The organism is Pseudomonas tensinigenes, assembly GCF_014268445.2.
GTDB classification, from domain to species: domain Bacteria; phylum Pseudomonadota; class Gammaproteobacteria; order Pseudomonadales; family Pseudomonadaceae; genus Aquipseudomonas; species Aquipseudomonas tensinigenes.
Map to the genome: position 1 here is coordinate 1358681 of NZ_CP077089.1, position 17572 is coordinate 1376252.

Annotated in this window: 12 protein-coding genes; 1 reads left to right on the forward strand and 11 read right to left on the reverse strand. The window is 59.5% G+C overall.

The window, feature by feature from the left end; translation table 11 throughout:
* Nucleotides 1-8: 8 nt before the first annotated feature.
* From HU718_RS05865 to yaaA, 11 genes are all read right to left on the reverse strand, one after another.
* Entirely contained in the window at nucleotides 9-1184 is a 1176-nt protein-coding gene (locus HU718_RS05865) for an alginate O-acetyltransferase (protein ID WP_186612380.1), read from the reverse strand.
* A gap of 10 nt (nucleotides 1185-1194) precedes the next feature.
* Nucleotides 1195-2760 carry an MBOAT family O-acyltransferase gene (locus HU718_RS05870; protein WP_064118394.1) on the reverse strand — a complete coding sequence of 522 codons (1566 nt, stop codon included), beginning with the start codon at nucleotides 2758-2760 and terminating at the stop codon, nucleotides 1195-1197.
* A gap of 391 nt (nucleotides 2761-3151) precedes the next feature.
* On the reverse strand, nucleotides 3152-4276 hold the full coding sequence (locus tag HU718_RS05875; protein ID WP_186612381.1) for a mannuronate-specific alginate lyase: 1125 nt from the start codon (nucleotides 4274-4276) through the stop codon (nucleotides 3152-3154).
* Nucleotides 4277-4284: 8 nt separating this feature from the next.
* On the reverse strand, nucleotides 4285-5745 hold the full coding sequence (locus tag HU718_RS05880; protein ID WP_186612382.1) for an alginate O-acetyltransferase: 1461 nt from the start codon (nucleotides 5743-5745) through the stop codon (nucleotides 4285-4287).
* 10 nt (nucleotides 5746-5755) lie between these two features.
* Nucleotides 5756-7342, reverse strand: a complete 1587-nt coding sequence (algG, locus tag HU718_RS05885; RefSeq protein WP_186612383.1) for a mannuronan 5-epimerase AlgG — start codon at nucleotides 7340-7342, stop codon at nucleotides 5756-5758.
* Between the two features lie 26 nt (nucleotides 7343-7368).
* Nucleotides 7369-8850, reverse strand: coding sequence for an alginate export family protein (locus HU718_RS05890; RefSeq protein ID WP_095119394.1), 1482 nt, complete (start codon nucleotides 8848-8850; stop codon nucleotides 7369-7371).
* The gene (gene algK, locus HU718_RS05895; protein ID WP_186612384.1) at nucleotides 8847-10349 is read right to left on the reverse strand and encodes an alginate biosynthesis TPR repeat lipoprotein AlgK; all 1503 of its coding nucleotides are present in this window, start codon (nucleotides 10347-10349) and stop codon (nucleotides 8847-8849) included. Before algK ends, HU718_RS05890 begins: the two co-directional genes overlap by 4 nt.
* Nucleotides 10350-10364: 15 nt before the next feature.
* Nucleotides 10365-11534 carry an alginate biosynthesis protein Alg44 gene (locus tag HU718_RS05900; protein ID WP_077571216.1) on the reverse strand — a complete coding sequence of 390 codons (1170 nt, stop codon included), beginning with the start codon at nucleotides 11532-11534 and terminating at the stop codon, nucleotides 10365-10367.
* 35 nt (nucleotides 11535-11569) lie between these two features.
* Complete coding sequence (gene alg8, locus HU718_RS05905) at nucleotides 11570-13051, reverse strand: mannuronan synthase (protein WP_175555292.1); 1482 nt, start codon at nucleotides 13049-13051, stop codon at nucleotides 11570-11572.
* Between the two features lie 98 nt (nucleotides 13052-13149).
* Nucleotides 13150-14466: a nucleotide sugar dehydrogenase gene (locus tag HU718_RS05910; RefSeq protein ID WP_095119390.1), complete on the reverse strand. Its 1317-nt coding sequence runs from the start codon at nucleotides 14464-14466 to the stop codon at nucleotides 13150-13152.
* Nucleotides 14467-15276: 810 nt separating this feature from the next.
* Nucleotides 15277-16056, reverse strand: a complete 780-nt coding sequence (gene yaaA / locus HU718_RS05915) for a peroxide stress protein YaaA (RefSeq protein ID WP_150729538.1) — start codon at nucleotides 16054-16056, stop codon at nucleotides 15277-15279.
* A 252-nt stretch (nucleotides 16057-16308) separates the two neighbouring features.
* On the opposite strand from yaaA, the gene HU718_RS05920 reads away from it, so the two are divergent.
* Nucleotides 16309-17448 (forward strand): polysaccharide deacetylase family protein, encoded by a 1140-nt coding sequence (locus HU718_RS05920; protein ID WP_437180872.1) that lies wholly within the window; start codon nucleotides 16309-16311, stop codon nucleotides 17446-17448.
* The last annotated feature ends 124 nt before the right edge of the window (nucleotides 17449-17572 follow it).

A 17572-nucleotide genomic window follows, 5' to 3' on the forward strand; every position in this document is an offset into this window, starting at 1 on the left:
CCTCTCTTTCAGTTTTGCGCCCGATCGGGCGTCTCGGATTTAGTGTTTACAGCTACGTTTTGTTGGCGCGCGCCGGCTTGTTTAAGCTCTGCGACCCACTGCGGGTCGGCGTCGCCGATTTCGTTGTTCACAGGCAGATATCGTTCAGGGAACTCCCAGATCAGCACCTGTGGCGGGCTGTTCTTGAAGTCATCGCTTTTCAGGTAGCTGAGCATCGGCAGGATCGGGCCGTGGCCGTCTTCGGCGTAGCTCACCACGTCGCTGTGCAGCGCTTGTTTCAGTGCACCGACGAAGTTCCAGTTAGGGTTGGCGCTATAGCTGGTGCCGACCAGTGCCACTGGTACTTCATTGCTGGCGAACAGTGCGTCGTCACTGGCAGGCTGTTCGCCAGCCGCGACGGTGTTGCGCTTTTGCAGCGGCTCTTGCGCCGGCATCAGGTTTTCGAACAGCGGATCGAGCGGCAGGAACAAGCGCAGATCGCCCTTGTGCGTGACCTTCTCCGCCGGGGTGGTGACGAAGCGCTGCGGCTCACCGCTGAGCGGGAACTTGTCAGCGATGGTTTTCGCCAGGGTGTTCGCCGCGATCTCCGCGCCTTCCGGCGTCCAGTGGGTGTCGGTGCGCAGGAACACTTGCTGACCGTTTTGCTTGGCCTGTTGCAATGGCTTGAGCAGGTCAGGGGCGAGGATCTTGTCGGCCGCAACACGGGCGTGGAAATCCTCATAAAGGTTTTCGTGAATGCTCGCCGGTTTCACTTCACCCAGATGTTCCGGGTACAAACGAACCTTGGCCGGCACGATCGCCATCACCAGTTTCACGCCTTTGTCTTTGAGGGTCTGGCGCACGCCTTCGACCAGCGCGTAGTTGCCTTGCAGGTTCAGCTCTTCGTTGACGATCGGGTTGAATTCCTCATCGCTGTACAACCACTGATCGCGACCGAGCACGACGCCCGGACGACCTTCGTTGAACAGTTTGAAATCCAGCGCGGCCCAGAGATTGGTGCCCAGACGCTTGATCGGGAATTCATCGTCGTAGTGGGTTTCCACAGCCTTGGTCCAGCGGCCGTTGAGCACTGTCGCATCGGCGTTGGTGCTGAAGCCGAAGAAGCTGCGAACCGACCACAGACCGAGGACCAACAGCGTCACCAGGAACAGGGCGATGTAGAAGATGCGTAATGAGCGGGTCATGTCAGATCCCTCAGAACTGGAAGTAAAGGAACGGCGAGAAGCTTTGCGCCGAGAGTTTGAGAATCGAGGCGATGAACAGCAGCAGGATCAGGCCGCGCATCACATAGCGGGACCAGTCCGCGCTCCAGTAGGCCGGTTGCACCTGGGCTTCGACGCCGACGGTGTAGCCAGGCTCGTGGATGCTCGCCGGGTTTTCGCCAGGCGCTGCTTTGATCATTCCCGGGGTCGCGGTGGCAGGGCCGTTGGCCTCGACGTTGACTTCAGGCTTGGTCTTGGCTGGCGGCTGGTTGGTGTAGAGATCGCGCAGACCGAAAAAGGCCAGCGTCACGTACGCCACGACCAGAGTCGCCACTTGCAGACCGGTGAGGCTGGCCTGATTGAGTTCCGACAGCGACCAGTCGCCGAAGCTGAACATCGCGCCGTACATGCGCCCGGCAACGTGCAGGTTTTCCGCGCGGAAGATCACCCAGCCCATGACCACGAGCAGGAAGGTCAGCGCCCAGCGGATCGGGTTGAGGCTGCGCGGCGAAGTGTTCAGGCCCAGCGCTTTTTCAATCGCCAGCCACATGCCGTGCCAGGCGCCCCAGACGATGTAGGTGATGTTCGCGCCGTGCCACAGACCACCGAGGAGCATGGTCAGGAACAGGTTGCGATAGGTCATCAGCGTGCCTTTACGGTTACCGCCGAGGGTGATGTACAGATAGTCACGCAGCCAGGTCGACAGGCTGATGTGCCAGCGACGCCAGAACTCGGTGATCGACTGGCTGATGTACGGCTGTTTGAAGTTTTCCATGAAACGGAAACCCATCATCAAGCCCAGACCGATGGCCATGTCGCTGTAACCGGAGAAGTCGAAATACAGCTGCGCGGTGTACGCCAGCGCGCCGAGCCAGGCATCACCGGTAGTCGGGTTTTGCAGGGCGAAGCAATGGTCAGCGACCACCGCGAGGGTGTCGGCGATAAAGACTTTCTTGATGAAACCCTGCATGAACCGCGTGCAGCCCTCGGAGAACTTGTCGAGGGTGTGCGTGCGGTTGTTGAACTGGTCGGCGAGGTCGCGGAAACGCAGAACCGGGCCGGCAATCAAGTGCGGGAAGATCGCCACGAACGCCGCGAAGTCGATCAGGTTGCGCGTGGCCGGGGTGTCGCCGCGATACACGTCGATGATGTAGCTGATCGATTCGAAGATGTAGAACGAGATCCCGATCGGCAGCAGCACGTGGGTGAGGATGAACGGCTCAAGACCGACCGACGTCATCATCGCGTTGATGCTGTCGACGCCGAAGTTGGCGTACTTGAAGTAGCCGAGGATGCACAGGTCGACTGCTACGCCGAGCAACAGCCAGCGCTGCGCCGGTTTGGTCCGCACACCGGCGGCACCGACTTTGAGGCCGATCCAGTAGTTCCACAATGTGACGGCGGCGAACAGCGCGAGGAAGTCCACACGCCACCAGGCATAGAACACGTAGCTGGCGATCAGCAGCAGCAGGTTGCGATAGCGTTGCCCGCTCAAGTAGTACAAGCCGAGAAAGATCGGCAAGAACAGAAACAGGAACACGTTGGATGAAAATACCATCCCGATCTCTCCATGTTTGAACCAACAGTCAAGGGCCAAAGCCCCCCCAACCCCCCCGTGGTAGTGGAGGGGTGATGCGTGTTTGCTTGAGGTTTCGGGGAGGCCTTCAGACCGCGCCCCTCACCCCCCGCCCTCTCCCGGAGGGAGAGGGAGCCTGATCTCCATGGTTTTCAAAAATGGAGATCGACTCGGTATTTCCTTACAGCCTGATCTCAGATGTTTTTCAAAGCCTGAGATCGACTCGGTATTTCTGTGCAGCCTGATCTCGATTGTTTTTCAACACCTAAGATCGACTCGATGTATCAGGTCGGCGGATTTCTCAAAAGCACCTCGGTCAGTCCCCTCTCCCTTTGGGAGAGGGTTAGGGTGAGGGGCTTTTGCTGTTCGCCTTTCATGAACCCTTGTTGCCCTTCTCATGGGACGGGTCGTAGACCTTGGTCAGATCCCCACCCAGGCGGAAGGTCTTGAACGGCTGCATGCCGCGCTTCTTCTCGATCACATCCGGCGCACAGGTGTAGAGCGTGCAAAACGGTTCGAGCCAGGCGAATTTCATGTCCTCTTTCAGATCGGTCATGTCCTGCTCTTTGCCGTTCTTCTTCTCGAACTCATCCGGGTCTTTCACCCCCGCCAACACCCGATCACCAAGACGCTTCAGCGCACCGTTGTTTTCCTGACGCAAATCAACCCCGTTGACCTGGGCAAAACTGGCGATCATCGCCAGCGGCGGCAGGGCGTAGTTGTGATAGGCGAGAGCGCGTTGCTGACGCTTGAGTTCGTTCGGCAGGAAGCCGTCGGCATCGACTTGATTGACGCCGACCTTGTATTCCTTCACTGCCCAGTCAAACAGGTCGCGGCGGTTGGTCGCGACCGACGTCGCCATCACCGACCACGCTGCCCAGTACGAGTGGTTGTTGGTTTTTTCCAGCGGCAGGTTGTCCCAGTCGCTGACGACCTGATCGGCCATTTTGCTGAACCACGCCTCGATCAACTGCGCTTCCTGCTGATGCTGGGCCAGCGGGTGCGAGTCGGAGAACTTCAGACGAATGTACGAAGAGGCCATGCTGCCCAACGCCCATTTGCGCATCGACTTGCCGGTGTGGTTGAAGTCTTTCGACATCAACGCATCGGCCTTGGCCCACGCGGTCAGCCAGTTCAGCGTGCAGTCGAGCTGTTCCGGGCGACCGTCGCGCATGAACTGCATCACCCGTTTTGCAGTGCCGCGTTCCAGCGTGGTGATGTCTTTGGTGGTGTCGCGGAAGGCTTTTTCCGACTGCACGTTCAGCGTTGCGCGGGCCTTGTCCGAACCTTCGTATTTGCTGCGAAATTGCAGCGGCCCGGTATACGGCGTCGGCATCGCATCGCAGCCTTCGCTTTTGTCACCGGTCTTGAATTTATCCACAGGCGCGAAATAGCCCTGAGGTGGACGCAGTGGCGCGGCGGCCTGAGTCGCCCCGGCGAACATCGCCAGCCCGAGCAGCGTCGGCGCTAAAAGAGTTTTCAGTTTCGAGTTTCGCATAGCAGACCTCATTGCCCGACCTGAGCGGTTTGTTGCCCAGCGCCCGGGAATACGTTGCGTTTGCAGATTTTCGCTTCGACTTTCTGTGGCGCGGTGCCCGCTTCCGGGCCCTGGACTTCGACCGCCAGCAGGTTTTGCGAGGCCCAGTCTTCGTCCGTGCGCAACTCAAAGGCGAAACGACCGTCGGTGTCGGAGGTTTCCGGTTTCTCGATCTTGATGTCCTCGTGGCGACCGTTCATGTACCAGAGGGTGGCTTGCAGGGTTTTCACCGAAGGGTCGGCGAAGCGGATGTCGACCTGATGGCTGCTGTTCTGCAGGTTCAGGTTCTTGCTGTTGACCAGCAGTTCTTGTTTGCTGCCCGGCTTGAGCGTAGTGCTCGCGGACATTTGCGCGTCTTTGCCTTCGCAGCCGTTGTCGAGAAGAGACATCATCTGGCGATAGATGGTTTCCTGATCGAGGCGGTACAGCGGCGAGAATTCCCAGATGAGAATTTTCGGCGGAGTCTTCTGGAATTCGTCGCTGCCGAGGTACTGCAACATCGAACCTTCCAGACCACCGCCGGGGAAGGCGACGTTGAGAATGTCGGCGCCAATGGCTTCTTCGAGGAAGCCGGCGAAGTTGTAGTTCTTGCCGCTGTGCGAAGTACCGACGAGGGTAATTTGCGGGTTGCCGGAATCACCGAACAGGTCGCCGCCACCCGCTTCGCCCTTAGGCTCGGTGGTGAATTGATCCATGTACTGGATCGCGTAACTGGTGCCACAGAGTTGCCCGGCCATGTTGTGCAGGGTGCCGGTCTTGCCCATGCGCCCGGAGCGCTTGGTCTCGAATTCACGCTTGGGAATGTCGGCGAACGCCGGGATCTGCTTGACCTTCTCGGCGACGATTTTCGCTGTGCGCTGCGCACCGTATGGCGTCCAGTGCTGATCGCCACGGAAGTAGAAATCGTGGGCGGGCAGGGTGTCCGGCAGCGACTCGTTGGTCAGCGGCGACAGGTCCGGCACCACGTAACCCATCTTGGCAAAACGGCCGAGCATGGTCTTGTAGTTGCCCAGCGCTTTCTCGTAATCGAACGCGGCTTTTTCCTGCGGGTTGAGCTTGTTGCGGTTCACCAGGCCACGGGTTGGCTGATAGACGATCACCAGCTCAACGCCTTTGGCCTTGAACGCATCGTGCAGTTGTTGCAGGCGTTTGTAGCCGGCCGGGGTGGTGTTGAACTCGGTACGCAGATCTTCCTGAGTCCGGAACAACCAGTCGCCCTGGGCCTGCACCAGCGTGGTGAAGTTCTGCTGATAACGCGTGGTGTAGTTCTTCGCGTCATGGGCGGCCGGGCACAGGTTGCAGCACGGTTCGGCGCTGAATTTTGGCGGCGTGGCAGCGGCGCCTTCATCGGCGCGGGCGCCGTTGCTGGCCGCGAGAATGCCCACGGTCAGGGCCGACAGGCTGAGTAATCTGATCAAGTGTGGGTGCATAAAATTATCCTCAGTCCCGCATTTCGGTCTGGCGTTCGACAGGGTCGATCAGCACGGCTTTCTGCTGGCGCACCAGCAGGTCGAGAATTTCATCCTGGCGCTCGCCGAGGATGCCGTTGAAGCTGATGCCACTGGATTTGGTCGGCGCCAGCATCGACACGCGATACAGCTCGACACTCAAAGGCGAATCGATCGACAGCGGGCCGCTGCCATTGGCCGCCAGCTCACCGCCAACGACGATCAGCGACACCTGCGCATCGAACGGGTCGAGCTTGATGTCACGGTCGGTGTCGGTGAGGTCCTTGATGTGGCCGTAGACGCCGGTCAAACCGTTGGCCATGGCGACGTTTTCGTAGAGGCGGATGTTCACGCTGTTACGAATGCGGATGCCGTGGCGCTTGTTGCTGATGACCTTGTTGCCCCACAGCAGGTTGTCGGCAGACTCGTAGAGGGTGATGCCGTCGGTGTGGTTCTTGTAGATCTCGTTGTAGGCAATGATGTTGTTGACGCTGTTACGGTCGATCACCAGGCCCGAGAGGTGGTTGTCGAAGCTCTTGTTGTTGAAGATGAAGCTGTCGTTGACCTCACGGGAAATAATGATCCCGTGCTTCTTCTTCGTACCGTAAACGGTGTTCTCGGCAATGATCAGACCGTGGGAACGGTCGTGCGGGTCGATGCCGTAGACGATGTTGTCTTTGTAGGTGTTGCCCTTGACCACGAAGTCGCGGGTCTCGTAGCAGTAGAAGCCGTACCACATGTCGGAGAACTCGGAGCCGACGATCCAGCCAGTCGGTTCAGGACGCTTGAGGACCTTGGCCATGTTCGGCGTGTACTGGGAAATACTCACGCCGTACGACTTACTGTTGGCGTAGCCGAAACTGGCCATCTTGCTGTTGACGATGTAGGTCTCGGTGCCACCCCAGGCGAGCAGGAACGGACGGAATTCCTTCGGCGAACGGAAGGTCGCCGGGCCGTTTTCCTTCTCGCGCCAGCCGGTGACTTTGGTGTCACGCACGAACAGCTGGCCGTCGTTGACCATGAACGCACCGGCCTCTTGCGACAGGCGCAGTTCCTGGGTCTGGCCGTCGATTTCGAGGATGCCTTTACGGCCAACCACGATCGGCAGCTTCGACAGGTACACGCCCGGCGCGGTCTCGCTGAAATACTGCTTGGGCAGTTTCTGCGCCAGATCCTTGAGGTTCATATAGCCGTCATCGACGAAGATCGCTTGCGGGATACCGTGCTGACGCACCACCCATTCGGCCATCTTGTTGTCGCCGCCGATAAAGTCCTTCAGCGCATCTTCCTGCATCATCCGGCGCACGCTGATCTTGCCCGCTTTGCTGCGGTTGATCTTCGCCGCAGCGGCTTCGGCGGTGTTGCCGGAAATGTCCGGCAGTTTCGGCGCGGCCAGATTCAGCGCTTCGGTCGGCGCGCTGCTGACGGTGTAGGTCTTGGCTTGTTGCAGCTCTTTAGCCATGGTGGCCGGCTTGGCCGGTTGTGGCACCGTCGGCTCCACGTTGGCGAAGGCGCCAGCGCTGGCCAGCAGCATCGCGCCGGCCAGCAGGCTGAGTGAGCCTATCCTGGTGCTGATCATGTCGGGCACTCCCTTGGCGGTTTGCATCAGAAGCGCCAGATCACGTCGATGAACGCGCGGTGCATGTACGAATCAACCTGCTTGCCGTAGGCATCGCCCGGTTTGAACACACCGCCACGGAAGCGCACCAGGGCCGAAGGCTCGTCGATCGACTGGCTCAACGCCGCCGGCAACAGGCCTTGCTTGAAGTACTTGGTGACGACCAGGTCCATCTCCTGACCCAGATCCTTGTTGCCGTCTTCAAGCGGCAGCGAGGTGCTGGAGAGGATCGCGCCGGTGGCGTCGTCGGTGTTGTTTTCCACGGCGTTGATACCGTTGCTGCCCACCGGCTTGTTGCCGTCGACACGCCAGAACTTGTGGTAGATCAGGCTGGCGTCGTACTCGTCGTTTACCATCCACGAACCGAACAGGGTCGCGGTCTGCATGTTGTTCATTTCGCCACGGAACGCTTCGCCGAAACGGTGCACACGCGAGCGCGTACCGGTGTAGTTGGAGCGGTTGCTCTCCAGACCGGTCTGCTCGTAATCGGCGCTGGCACGGGCATAGGCACCGCCGACTTGCCATTGCGGATCGAGGCGCAGGCGCACACCGATGTCGGTGGCCCAGCCGTTGACGTCATCGCTGCGCTTGGCTTGCGCCGGGCGCGAACCATCGGCGTTCAGCGCGTTGACCGTGTCGCGGTCACCGCTCATGCCGGTGATGCTGCCCCAGTAGTTGACGGTGTTGGTGTTGCGCCAGTTGTAGGCGTCGCTGTCAGCGGTCAGGCCGATCCAGCTGATGTCGCCGTTCTCGGTTTTGTCCAGCGAGTCGCGCGGCACGCCCGGTTCGGCGTAATCGAGTTTGCCGTCATCGTGGGTGTGATGACCGCGAATACCGACCCAGTTGCCCGGCGTCCACTGGTAAGCGGCGTCGGCGTAGGCGTGCAGGCGATCCTTGTCTTTTGGCGCCAGCTCTTTGAGGTCGGTGCGGTATTCGCTGAAGCGTTCGGCAACACCGGCGTTGGCACGCAACAGGGTGGTGTCGAAGGTCCAGTTCAGCGCTTCGATGTTGGTGTCGCGCCACTGGCCATCGTCATTGCGCAAACGCTGACGACCGAACTTGAGCATCTCGCCCGGGTACGGGGTGAGGCCGCTGTAACCGACCCAGAACTCGCGCATCGCCAGGTAGTTTTTCTTGGTTTTGCGATCACTGTTGTCGGTGGCTTGTTCGCCGTCGGATTGTTGCAGGGTGTCGGTTTCGATGATGTCGGTCGAGGTCACGGCCTGGCCCATGGCGTAGGCGCTCCACGCGCCGCTTTCGCCGTAGATCCATGGACGCAGGTCGAGGCCGACGCCGTTGACGTCGCCGCCGCTGGCAGTGCCGAGGTCACGGTCATCTTCGGACTGGCCGGTGACTTTCACTTCGAGGCCGAAGTTCTTGGTTTCAGTCATCGCGGCCAGTGTCGGGCAAGACCAGATCAGCGCGAACGAAAGGCCAATGCCGGCCTTCACGAATGGATTCAGCTTCATAGTTTTTCCTCGCCGTCTTCTTCTTGCAGGGCGTGCAGTTGCAGCGTGTTCGGGTTCAGAGCGCCACGGCTGGCTTGCTCTTGTTGCAGCAGACGTTGCGCTTCGGCGAGACGCTCGGGCGGCAGTTGCGCGGCGAGGGTGGTCGCCAGCTCATCGGCTTGCGGAGTGTTTTGTGCCTTGGCCAATTGGCTGAACACGTAGGCGTTGAGCGGGTCGGGTTTGGTGCCCTTGCCTTGGGAGAACAGCTGGGCGATGGCGAAATCGGCGCTGTTCTGGCCGTTGCGCGCGGCGGTCAGCAAGTGGTCGAGAGCCTTCTGCGGATAGACCTTGCCGAGGTAGCCACGGCGATAGATCTGGCCGAGGTAGTAGTCGGCGGCGACTTCACGGCCAACGGCTTTCTGGAAATGTTCTTCGGCGACTTTGGCGTCGGCCGGGACCATTTTGCCTTCGTAGTAGAGCTTGCCCAGCAACAGCTCGGCGCGCGGCTGGTCGGCGGCGCGGCCGTTGTCGAGGTACTTCATCATCTGATCGACGTCGCCCAGTTCCGGGTAGTCGTAAAGCAGTTGTGCGAGGGTCACCCACGACGCCGGGTAGCCCGGAGCGATCGGCTCCAGCAGCGACTGCGCGGTTTTCTCGTCGGTCTTGCCGAGGGTCGAGTCGGCCAGTACGCGGGCGACGGAATCGACGCGCTGTGCAGTGACGGTGCCACGGCTGTAACCGGCCTGCATCTGCTCGATCAGCTCGGCTTGCTGTTCTGGCTGGGCACGTTTCTGATAAACCGTGGCCAGTTCGACGTAGCAGATGTCGGTGGTGTTGAGCGCGGCTTTGCAGATCTTTTCCACGTCATCCAGGTGCTGGTCGTAAGTGCCCTGAGTGCGATACAGCAGCACTTGCGCCAGACCCGCTTCCGGGTAACCGGATTTGCGCCACTGATCGATCTGCTGCTGCGCGTTGATGTTGGGGAAGCTGTGCGGGTATTGCAGATAGAGCATCGCCAGCGGGATCAACGTGTTGCCTTCGCCATTGGCGGCGGCTTTTTTCAACAGGGTTTCGGCTTCGTGGTGCTCGGCTTCGGTGGAACCCGGTTTGGCCACCAGCAAACGGCCGAGACGGGCCTGAGCGCGCGGCGAAACACTGGCGGCGGCACGGTAAGTCGCCTCGGCCTGTTTCATTTGCGCAGGGTCGCGGCTGTCGACCTGGATATCGGCTAGGCCGACTTGCGCCTCGCTGTAACCGAGATCGGCCAGTTGCTGATAATTCTGCGCGGCGGTGGCGGTGTCGCCACGCTTGAGCGCTTCGTTGGCCAGACGCTGATCGGGCAGGCCGGCGCAACCGGCCAGACTGACCGCCAATGCCAAGGCACACACCGTCCCCATGTAGGAGTGAGCCTGCTCGCGATGCAGGCGATGCGGTACATCAGACACACCGCGCTGATCCAATCGCTGGCAGGCCAGCTCCCACAGGGATCGCGGTGTTTTCAGGATGGGTGGAGTAGTCACAGGCATGTCCTCGACTTAAAGACCAGCAGCCATGGCTTTGTCGATCAGCCAGTTCAGGTTCGGGCCACGGTCGCTGTTCACTTCCACCGGGCGGCCGGCGAGGCTGCTGTCGAGCGGCTCGTCAGGCTGGATCTGCACGCGGATGTCGGAGGACAGGTCGGCGCTCTTCAGGCTGGTGCTGCTGACGATCTTGCCGGTGCGGGTCTTGTCTTCGCCTGCGATCTGGAAGCTCACTGGGGTACCCGGACGCACGTCGCCGAACTGGCGATAGGAGAAGCGCGCATCGACGGTGGCCTGGGTGTTGCGCGGCACCAACTGGAAGATCACGTCGCCCTTGCTCGCGTACTGACCGTCAGCCACCAGTTGCTGGGCCACGGTGCAATCGCACGGCGAGGTCAGGGTGCCGGTCATTTGCTTGCCGAACAGTTCTTCAACCTTGGCCGGCGACAGTTGATCTTCTTCCAGATGGCCCTTGAGCACGTCGAGCATGCTGGTGCTGAAGGTCGCCAGTGGCGCGCCTTTCGCCGCAACGCCGTCGGACTTGACCAGACTCTGCACGGTGCCGTCACGCGGCATGGTGATGTTCATCCCCGGCACGCTGACCAGACCGGCCTGCGCGTGGCTGACGAAGTACATGCCGTATACCGATTTGAAAATGAACCCCGCCGCGACCAGGCCGACCGCGAAGATACCGGCGCTGAACGTAACTGCTTTCAGGCGCCCGAACGGGGTCATGCCGGAGCCGCCGTCCTTGACCTTGCGTGCCTTGGTGAAGTTGTCGCGCTGCAGGGTAGCCAGCACTTCGCCGATGCTGACGATGTCGCCAGCCAAGTGCGAAGTGATCAAGTGGCGCAGGGTGGAAATGTCCTGCTGCTCGAGGTTCTGGAACTGGCAGCCGACGCGGCCAGTCTGGCGGTCGTAGGAGCGCACTTGCAGTTCAACGTCCATGGCCAGGCCGAGGTTGTCGATGACGAATTGCAGGCGCGCCTTGTACACCTCGCCGATGGTCAGTGGCATTTGCCCGGCGTTGAACGCCAGACCACCGGCCGAGAGGTCCAGGACCCGCGCTTCGACCGGCGTCCGGTCGGGACCGAAGAAGCGCAGTTTGGCCGGGATTTTCACGCGGGCGTGTTGGCGCTGGGCTTCGGATTCATGCACTACGTTGGCGTTGACGGCGGTATTCATAGGGGCGATTTCCTTGTTAATTCAATAGGGGCGGGTCAGACCATCATCAGCAGCACGGCGACGAAAATGCTGCCGGCGGAGAAGGTCATGGTCCGAGACGACCAGGTGTTGAACCAACGTTGAAAGCTGGCGAGATCACGGGTCAGGGATGTGGGTTGGCGAGTCCAGGATTGTTGGTCGAGGCGGAAGAACACGTAGATCTTCACCAGCGCACCGACGATCTGGTTGTAATACAGAATCGCTGGGTAAGCCGGGCCGATGCGGTGACCGGAGCACGACAACAGCAGGGTCAGAATCAGGCGGGTGATGCCGATCCACAGCAGGTAAACCAGGATGAACGCGGTGCCGTATTTGAAGCTGGCGATCATCGCCACGGTCAGGCCGAGCAAGGAGGTCCACATCGATACGCGTTGATCGAACAGCACCACCGAGGTGAACGCGCCAAGGCGTTTCACACCCAGGCCCAGTGCTCGCGAGTTCTGCCGCAGGTTGTTGCCGTACCAGCGGAACATCAGTTTGCGGCTGGCCTTGATGAAGCTTTTTTCCGGCGGGTGTTCAACGGTGTTGATCGCCGCGTCAGGCACGTAGAAGGTGTCGTAACCGAGGCGCATCAGGCTGAACCAGCTCGACTTGTCGTCGCCGGTCAAGAATTTGAAGCGGCCCAGACGCCAGTGTTGCAGCGAGTCGCTTTCAACGTCGGCGATGAATTCCGGGTTGGTCACCACGGTGGCGCGGAACACCGACATACGACCGGTCATGGTCAGTACGCGTTTGGACAGGGCCATCGAGCACATGTTGATGTGGCGCTGGGCGAAACGCAGCTTGTGCCATTCGCTCATGATGTAGCCGCCGCGCACTTCGCAGAATTCGTTGGTGGTCAGGCCGCCGACGTTGCCGAACAGCTGGAACCACGGCACGGTCTTGCGCACGGTGCCTTCGCCGAGCACGGTGTCGCCATCGATCACGGCCACCACGGCGCGGTCGTCCGGCAGGTGACGGGAGATCGCGCGGAAACCGTAGGCCAGGCCATCGCGTTTGCCGGTGCCGGGAATGCGCACGAAGTCGAGCTTCACGCGATCGGGCGGATTCATCCGTGCCCACAGCGCCTTGACCAGCAGCTCATCGGACATTTCCACGATCGAGCAAACCACGGTGGTCGGCAGTTCGCAGTCGATGGCTTCACGGATCACCGAGCTGTAGACCTGCGCGGTGGTGAGCGCGTCGATACGGAAACTGGTGACCATCAGAAACACATGCGACGGGTCCGCCGCTTTACCCAGCTTGCGCACTTTGCGGCGCAGGTGCGGGTAAACGATGTAGAGAAAAATCATGCCGCGCACAAAGTGCGTTGCACCCATCGAGTAGCGCCAGATACCCACGGCGCCAATCAGGAAAATGAAGTCCTTCGACTCGGAGTCGAATGTGGACGTGGGCAGCATCAAGGCCAGGCCCATCAGCAGACTGAGATAAAAAAGCCAGCCGGCTGATTGCAGAAAAAAATGTTTGAGCTTGGTCATCAACGTCATCCGAAGGTGAGAAGGCTTCAAGCCGCAAGCTTCGAGCTGCAAGCGGAACGCTTTGGCTTGCAGCTCGAGGCTTGTCGCTTAGGGCTGCTTTACCAGCAGATACCTTCGGTGCGAGTACCGGCGTCGGTGGCTTTGGCCATGAAGCCCACCAGGTCGATGACCTGTTTGCCGTGCGGCGCTTGCTGCGCCAACGGGCGGAACTTCTCGTCGCGGTTGCCGAGGATGATCACGTCGGAGTTGTCGATCACCGAATCGAAGTCCGCGTTGAGCAGGGACGAAACGTGCGGGATCTTCGACTCGATGTAGTCCTTGTTCGCGCCGTGAACACGGGCGTACTCGACGTTGCTGTCGTAGATGCTCAGGTCGTAACCCTTGCCGATCAGCATCTCGGCCAGCTCTACCAGCGGGCTTTCGCGCAGGTCGTCGGTACCGGCCTTGAAGCTCAGACCGAGCAGGGCGACTTTGCGTTTGTCGTGGCTTTCAACGATGTCGAAGGCGTTCTGCACTTGCGATTCGTTGCTGCGCATCAGCGAGTTGAGCAGCGGCGCTTCGACGTCCAGCGAACCGGCGCGGTAGGTCAGGGCGCGCACGTCTTTCGGCAGGCACGAACCGCCGAAGGCGAAGCCCGGGCGCATGTAGTACTGGGACAGGTTGAGGGTCTTGTCCTGGCAGACCACGTCCATCACTTCACGGCCATCGACGCCGACGGCTTTGGCGATGTTGCCGATCTCGTTGGCGAAGGTCACTTTGGTCGCGTGCCAGACGTTGCAGGTGTACTTGATCATCTCGGCAACGGCGATGTCCTTGCGGATGATCGGTGCGTCGAGTTCTTCGTACAGCGATTGCAGAACGTCGCCCGAGGCCTTGTCGAACTCGCCGATGACGGTCATCGGTGGCAGGTCGTAATCGGCAATCGCGGTGGATTCACGCAGGAATTCCGGGTTGACCGCAACGCCGAAGTCGACACCGGCCTTCTTGCCCGAGCAGTCTTCGAGAATCGGGATCACCACGTTGGCGACGGTGCCCGGCAGCACGGTGCTGCGCACGACGATGGTGTGGCGAGTGGTTTTTTCACGCAGAACAAAACCGATCTCGCGGCATACCGCTTCGATGTAGTTCAGTTCGAGGTCGCCGTTCTTCTTGCTCGGCGTGCCAACGCAGATCATCGACAGGTCGGTGTCACGAATCGCTTCGGCGAAGTTGGTCGTGCCACGCAGACGACCGGTCTGGATACCCTGTTGCAGAAGTTCGCCCAGGCCCGGTTCAACAATTGGCGACTTGCCGGCGTTGATCATGTCGATCTTGTCTTTGGCAACATCGACGCCAACTACGTCATGGCCCCGTGCAGACAGGCAACCGGCACATACTGCGCCAACGTAACCCAAACCAAATATGCTGATGCGCATCGCAATTACCTCTGTATATATCAGGCCTTAGAAGGCCGGAGTTAATGGTGTTCAGCGTTCATTAGTGCACTCGAAAGTGCGGCATACAGGCGCCACAATGCCGTGTGCAGGCATACTAAGTTCCGAGTGTCTAAATAAGTGCACTCAAGATGTGCGCAACCAGGCCTTGTTGTTATGACTTGCCCTGTTATGCAGCCGATCTTCTTTGGAGAAGACTCTTGTGCAATCGTCTTGCGCGCTCGATGTCAGGATTAAAGTCCCGTGAATCAAGCGGTTGGGTGCTCAGGCGAGCACGTTTATAAGGGCGCGGCCATGGCCTTTGTAGGGGATATAAATGGTGCGTATCTCCTGTTCATCGTCTGTTTTGAGACTAGTTAGTCATCTAGGCAAGTTGCTGTGACAACTTGGTTACATGGCTATCTGCTCTGCGTAAGTTATCTCGTACAAACTCGGCGAGAATCGTTACCGGTGGTATGAGCTATGCATTCGGACGAAGTTCCTGCCCGCTCATCGCGAAAGTTGAAATTTCTTGAAATATTGTCAGAGATGGCACTAGTCTCAATTTGATAGCACTTTCGTTTTCGACCTTTAATAACAGGCGAAAAATCACGTTAGATAGTTTTGTGCCACTACGGTGAAAAAATTTAGGTGCCACTACTGAAAAAAATGATCAGTGTCGAGTGAAACTAATCTTAGAAAAGACAGGGAGGTTTTTCTGGCGCCAGTAAAATGGCGAAATGTAGCGAGGGTTTTTTGACATCGTGCGAGCTGCACGACTCTTTATAGAAAGAGTCGTGCATTGGGCATGCTTTATTCGGGGGCGTGGTCGCGCAAAAACACCAGATTGTCCGGTTTCGACTGTTCGGCGCTGTAGCGATAACCCTGCACATCGAACTGCTTGAGCAGGGCCGGATCGTTGATCTTTTCCTGAATCACGAAACGGCTCATCAGGCCCCGCGCTTTCTTCGCGTAGAAACTGATGATCTTGTACTGGCCGTTCTTCTGATCCTTGAACTCTGTATTGATGATCCGCGCGTTCAGAGCTGTGCGCTTGACCGCCGAGAAGTACTCGTTGGAAGCGAGGTTGAGCAGCACGTCATCGCCCTGATCGGCCAGTGCTTCGTTCAACCACTCGCTGATGCGCGTGCCCCAGAAGGCGTACAGATCTTTGCCACGGGCGTTGGCCAGTTTGGTGCCCATTTCCAGACGGTACGGCTGCATCAGGTCGAGCGGGCGCAGCAGGCCATAGAGGCCGGAGAGCATACGCAAGTGTTTTTGCGCGTAGTCGAAGTTGGCTTCGCTGAAGGATTGCGCGTCGAGACCGGTATAGACGTCGCCCTTGAAGGCGAGCAGCGCCTGTTTGGCGTTGTCCGGGGTGAACGCAGGCGTCCAGCTGCCGAAACGCGCGGCGTTGAGCCCGCCGATCTTGTCTGACACGTGCATCAGTTCGCTGATCTGCGCCGGCGTCAGCTCGCGCAATTGCTGGATCAGTTCCTGCGAGTGGTCGAGGTATTGCGGCTGGGTGAAGCGCTGGGTCGCCGGCGGTGTTTCGTAATCGAGGGTCTTGGCGGGGGAAATCACCATCAGCATGAAGTCGTCTCCTTTAATCGTGGGGGCGATTCTAGGGGGTTGTCGGTGTTGACTCCAGCTATCAAGCCCATAGGTGATCGACGGCTTAACTCAACACCCCTGTGGGAGCGAGCCTGCTCGCGAAAGCGGATTCAGATTCACTATAAATATCGACTGATACACCGCATTCGCGAGCAGGCTCGCTCCCACAGGGGATATGTGTTGCTGCGGGAAATGGGGCAGGATCAGCTATAGTGCCGCGCGGGTTTTGTTATGGAGACATCCCTTTTGCGCATTGTTCTTTTATTCACCGCGTGGCTGTTGAGCTTCGGTGCCATCGCGGCGCCGGGTGATGTGGCGACGCTGGATCGCAGCACCTGGCCGGAGCAGCTCAGCAATCCGACGCTGTTTGATGTGGCTTCACGGGCAGAAATCCTCATGTTCGCCCGTGGCCTGCTCGGTACCGAATCGATGGACGAAGCCGCTTTGGCTCAGCGTCTGGGCCTGCGCACGATCAACATCGACGCGATCAACAGCCTGCGCCAGCGTCTCTGGCAGCGGCTGTTGGCCAACTACAACTACGCCCAGCAAAGCTGCGATCAGGACGCCTCGTTCTGTTTCCTCGTCGAAGACCTGCCGACCCTGCGTGAGCAAGCTGCCAAGTTCGTGGTCAGCGATGACAGCTATTACACCAAGTGGGCCGAGCCGAGCCGGATCTTCCATTTGCAGTATCTGGATGAACTGATGCGCAAGGCGGCGCTGTCACCGCAGACCAGCAGCGAAATCGATCGTTTCGGCGACTACGAGCGTAACGGCGACGAGATGCATGACCGGCTGTTTTTGCTGACCTTCGACAGCGCCGCCAACCTGCAACCGGACAACACTGACTGGCTCACCGAATACCTGCGCAAGTCCAACCTGAGCGGCACGTTCTTTGTGTTGGGCAAGGATATTCAGGCGCGGCTGGCCGATCGTTCGGTCAGCAGCCTGCAAGCCGGGTTCTCGAAACAGTGCGTCGGCGTGCAGGGTTGGGAGTTCCGTTCCCACAGCCACTGGCAGGACTGGCAGGATTCGGTGCGACGCAGTGCTGATCTGGTGAAGAGCAAGTTGCCGGAGAACTACGTGCCGCTGTTCCGTCCGCCGGAAGGGCAGCGTCGCAGCGATGCGCAAGGTTTTTTCAATACCCAGGGCCTGCAAGTGGCGCTGTGGGACATCGACGCCCAGGACGGCGCCGGCAAACTCAAGGGCTCAGCGAGCGCGCAGCGGGTACTGACGCTGATGCTGTTGTGGCGCCATGGGGTGATCAATTTCAACATGAAGCAGGACGCGGTGAAGACTTCGTTGCCGTGGCTGATCACGCAAACCGCGCAGAGCGGCATCGGTTGGGAAGACTGTCAGGATGCGTTTCGCTGAGAAACGGCAAAAGCCCGGAAACATTGGGCTTGGGGTGATTTTTTACGGGATTTCGGTGCAGGCGGACTTCCGACTTTAGCGGGCTATGGACAGTCCGCCAAGGGCTTTTCGTCACTCTGCAAAA

Coding starts and splice junctions, on each gene's coding strand:
- HU718_RS05865 (WP_186612380.1), bottom strand. CDS start 1,184: ATGACCCGCTCATTACGCATCTTCTACATCGCCCTGTTCCTGGTGACG.
- HU718_RS05870 (WP_064118394.1), bottom strand. CDS start 2,760: ATGGTATTTTCATCCAACGTGTTCCTGTTTCTGTTCTTGCCGATCTTT.
- HU718_RS05875 (WP_186612381.1), bottom strand. CDS start 4,276: ATGCGAAACTCGAAACTGAAAACTCTTTTAGCGCCGACGCTGCTCGGG.
- HU718_RS05880 (WP_186612382.1), bottom strand. CDS start 5,745: ATGCACCCACACTTGATCAGATTACTCAGCCTGTCGGCCCTGACCGTG.
- algG (WP_186612383.1), bottom strand. CDS start 7,342: ATGATCAGCACCAGGATAGGCTCACTCAGCCTGCTGGCCGGCGCGATG.
- HU718_RS05890 (WP_095119394.1), bottom strand. CDS start 8,850: ATGAAGCTGAATCCATTCGTGAAGGCCGGCATTGGCCTTTCGTTCGCG.
- HU718_RS05900 (WP_077571216.1), bottom strand. CDS start 11,534: ATGAATACCGCCGTCAACGCCAACGTAGTGCATGAATCCGAAGCCCAG.
- alg8 (WP_175555292.1), bottom strand. CDS start 13,051: ATGACCAAGCTCAAACATTTTTTTCTGCAATCAGCCGGCTGGCTTTTT.
- HU718_RS05910 (WP_095119390.1), bottom strand. CDS start 14,466: ATGCGCATCAGCATATTTGGTTTGGGTTACGTTGGCGCAGTATGTGCC.
- yaaA (WP_150729538.1), bottom strand. CDS start 16,056: ATGCTGATGGTGATTTCCCCCGCCAAGACCCTCGATTACGAAACACCG.
- HU718_RS05920 (WP_437180872.1), top strand. CDS start 16,309: ATGGAGACATCCCTTTTGCGCATTGTTCTTTTATTCACCGCGTGGCTG.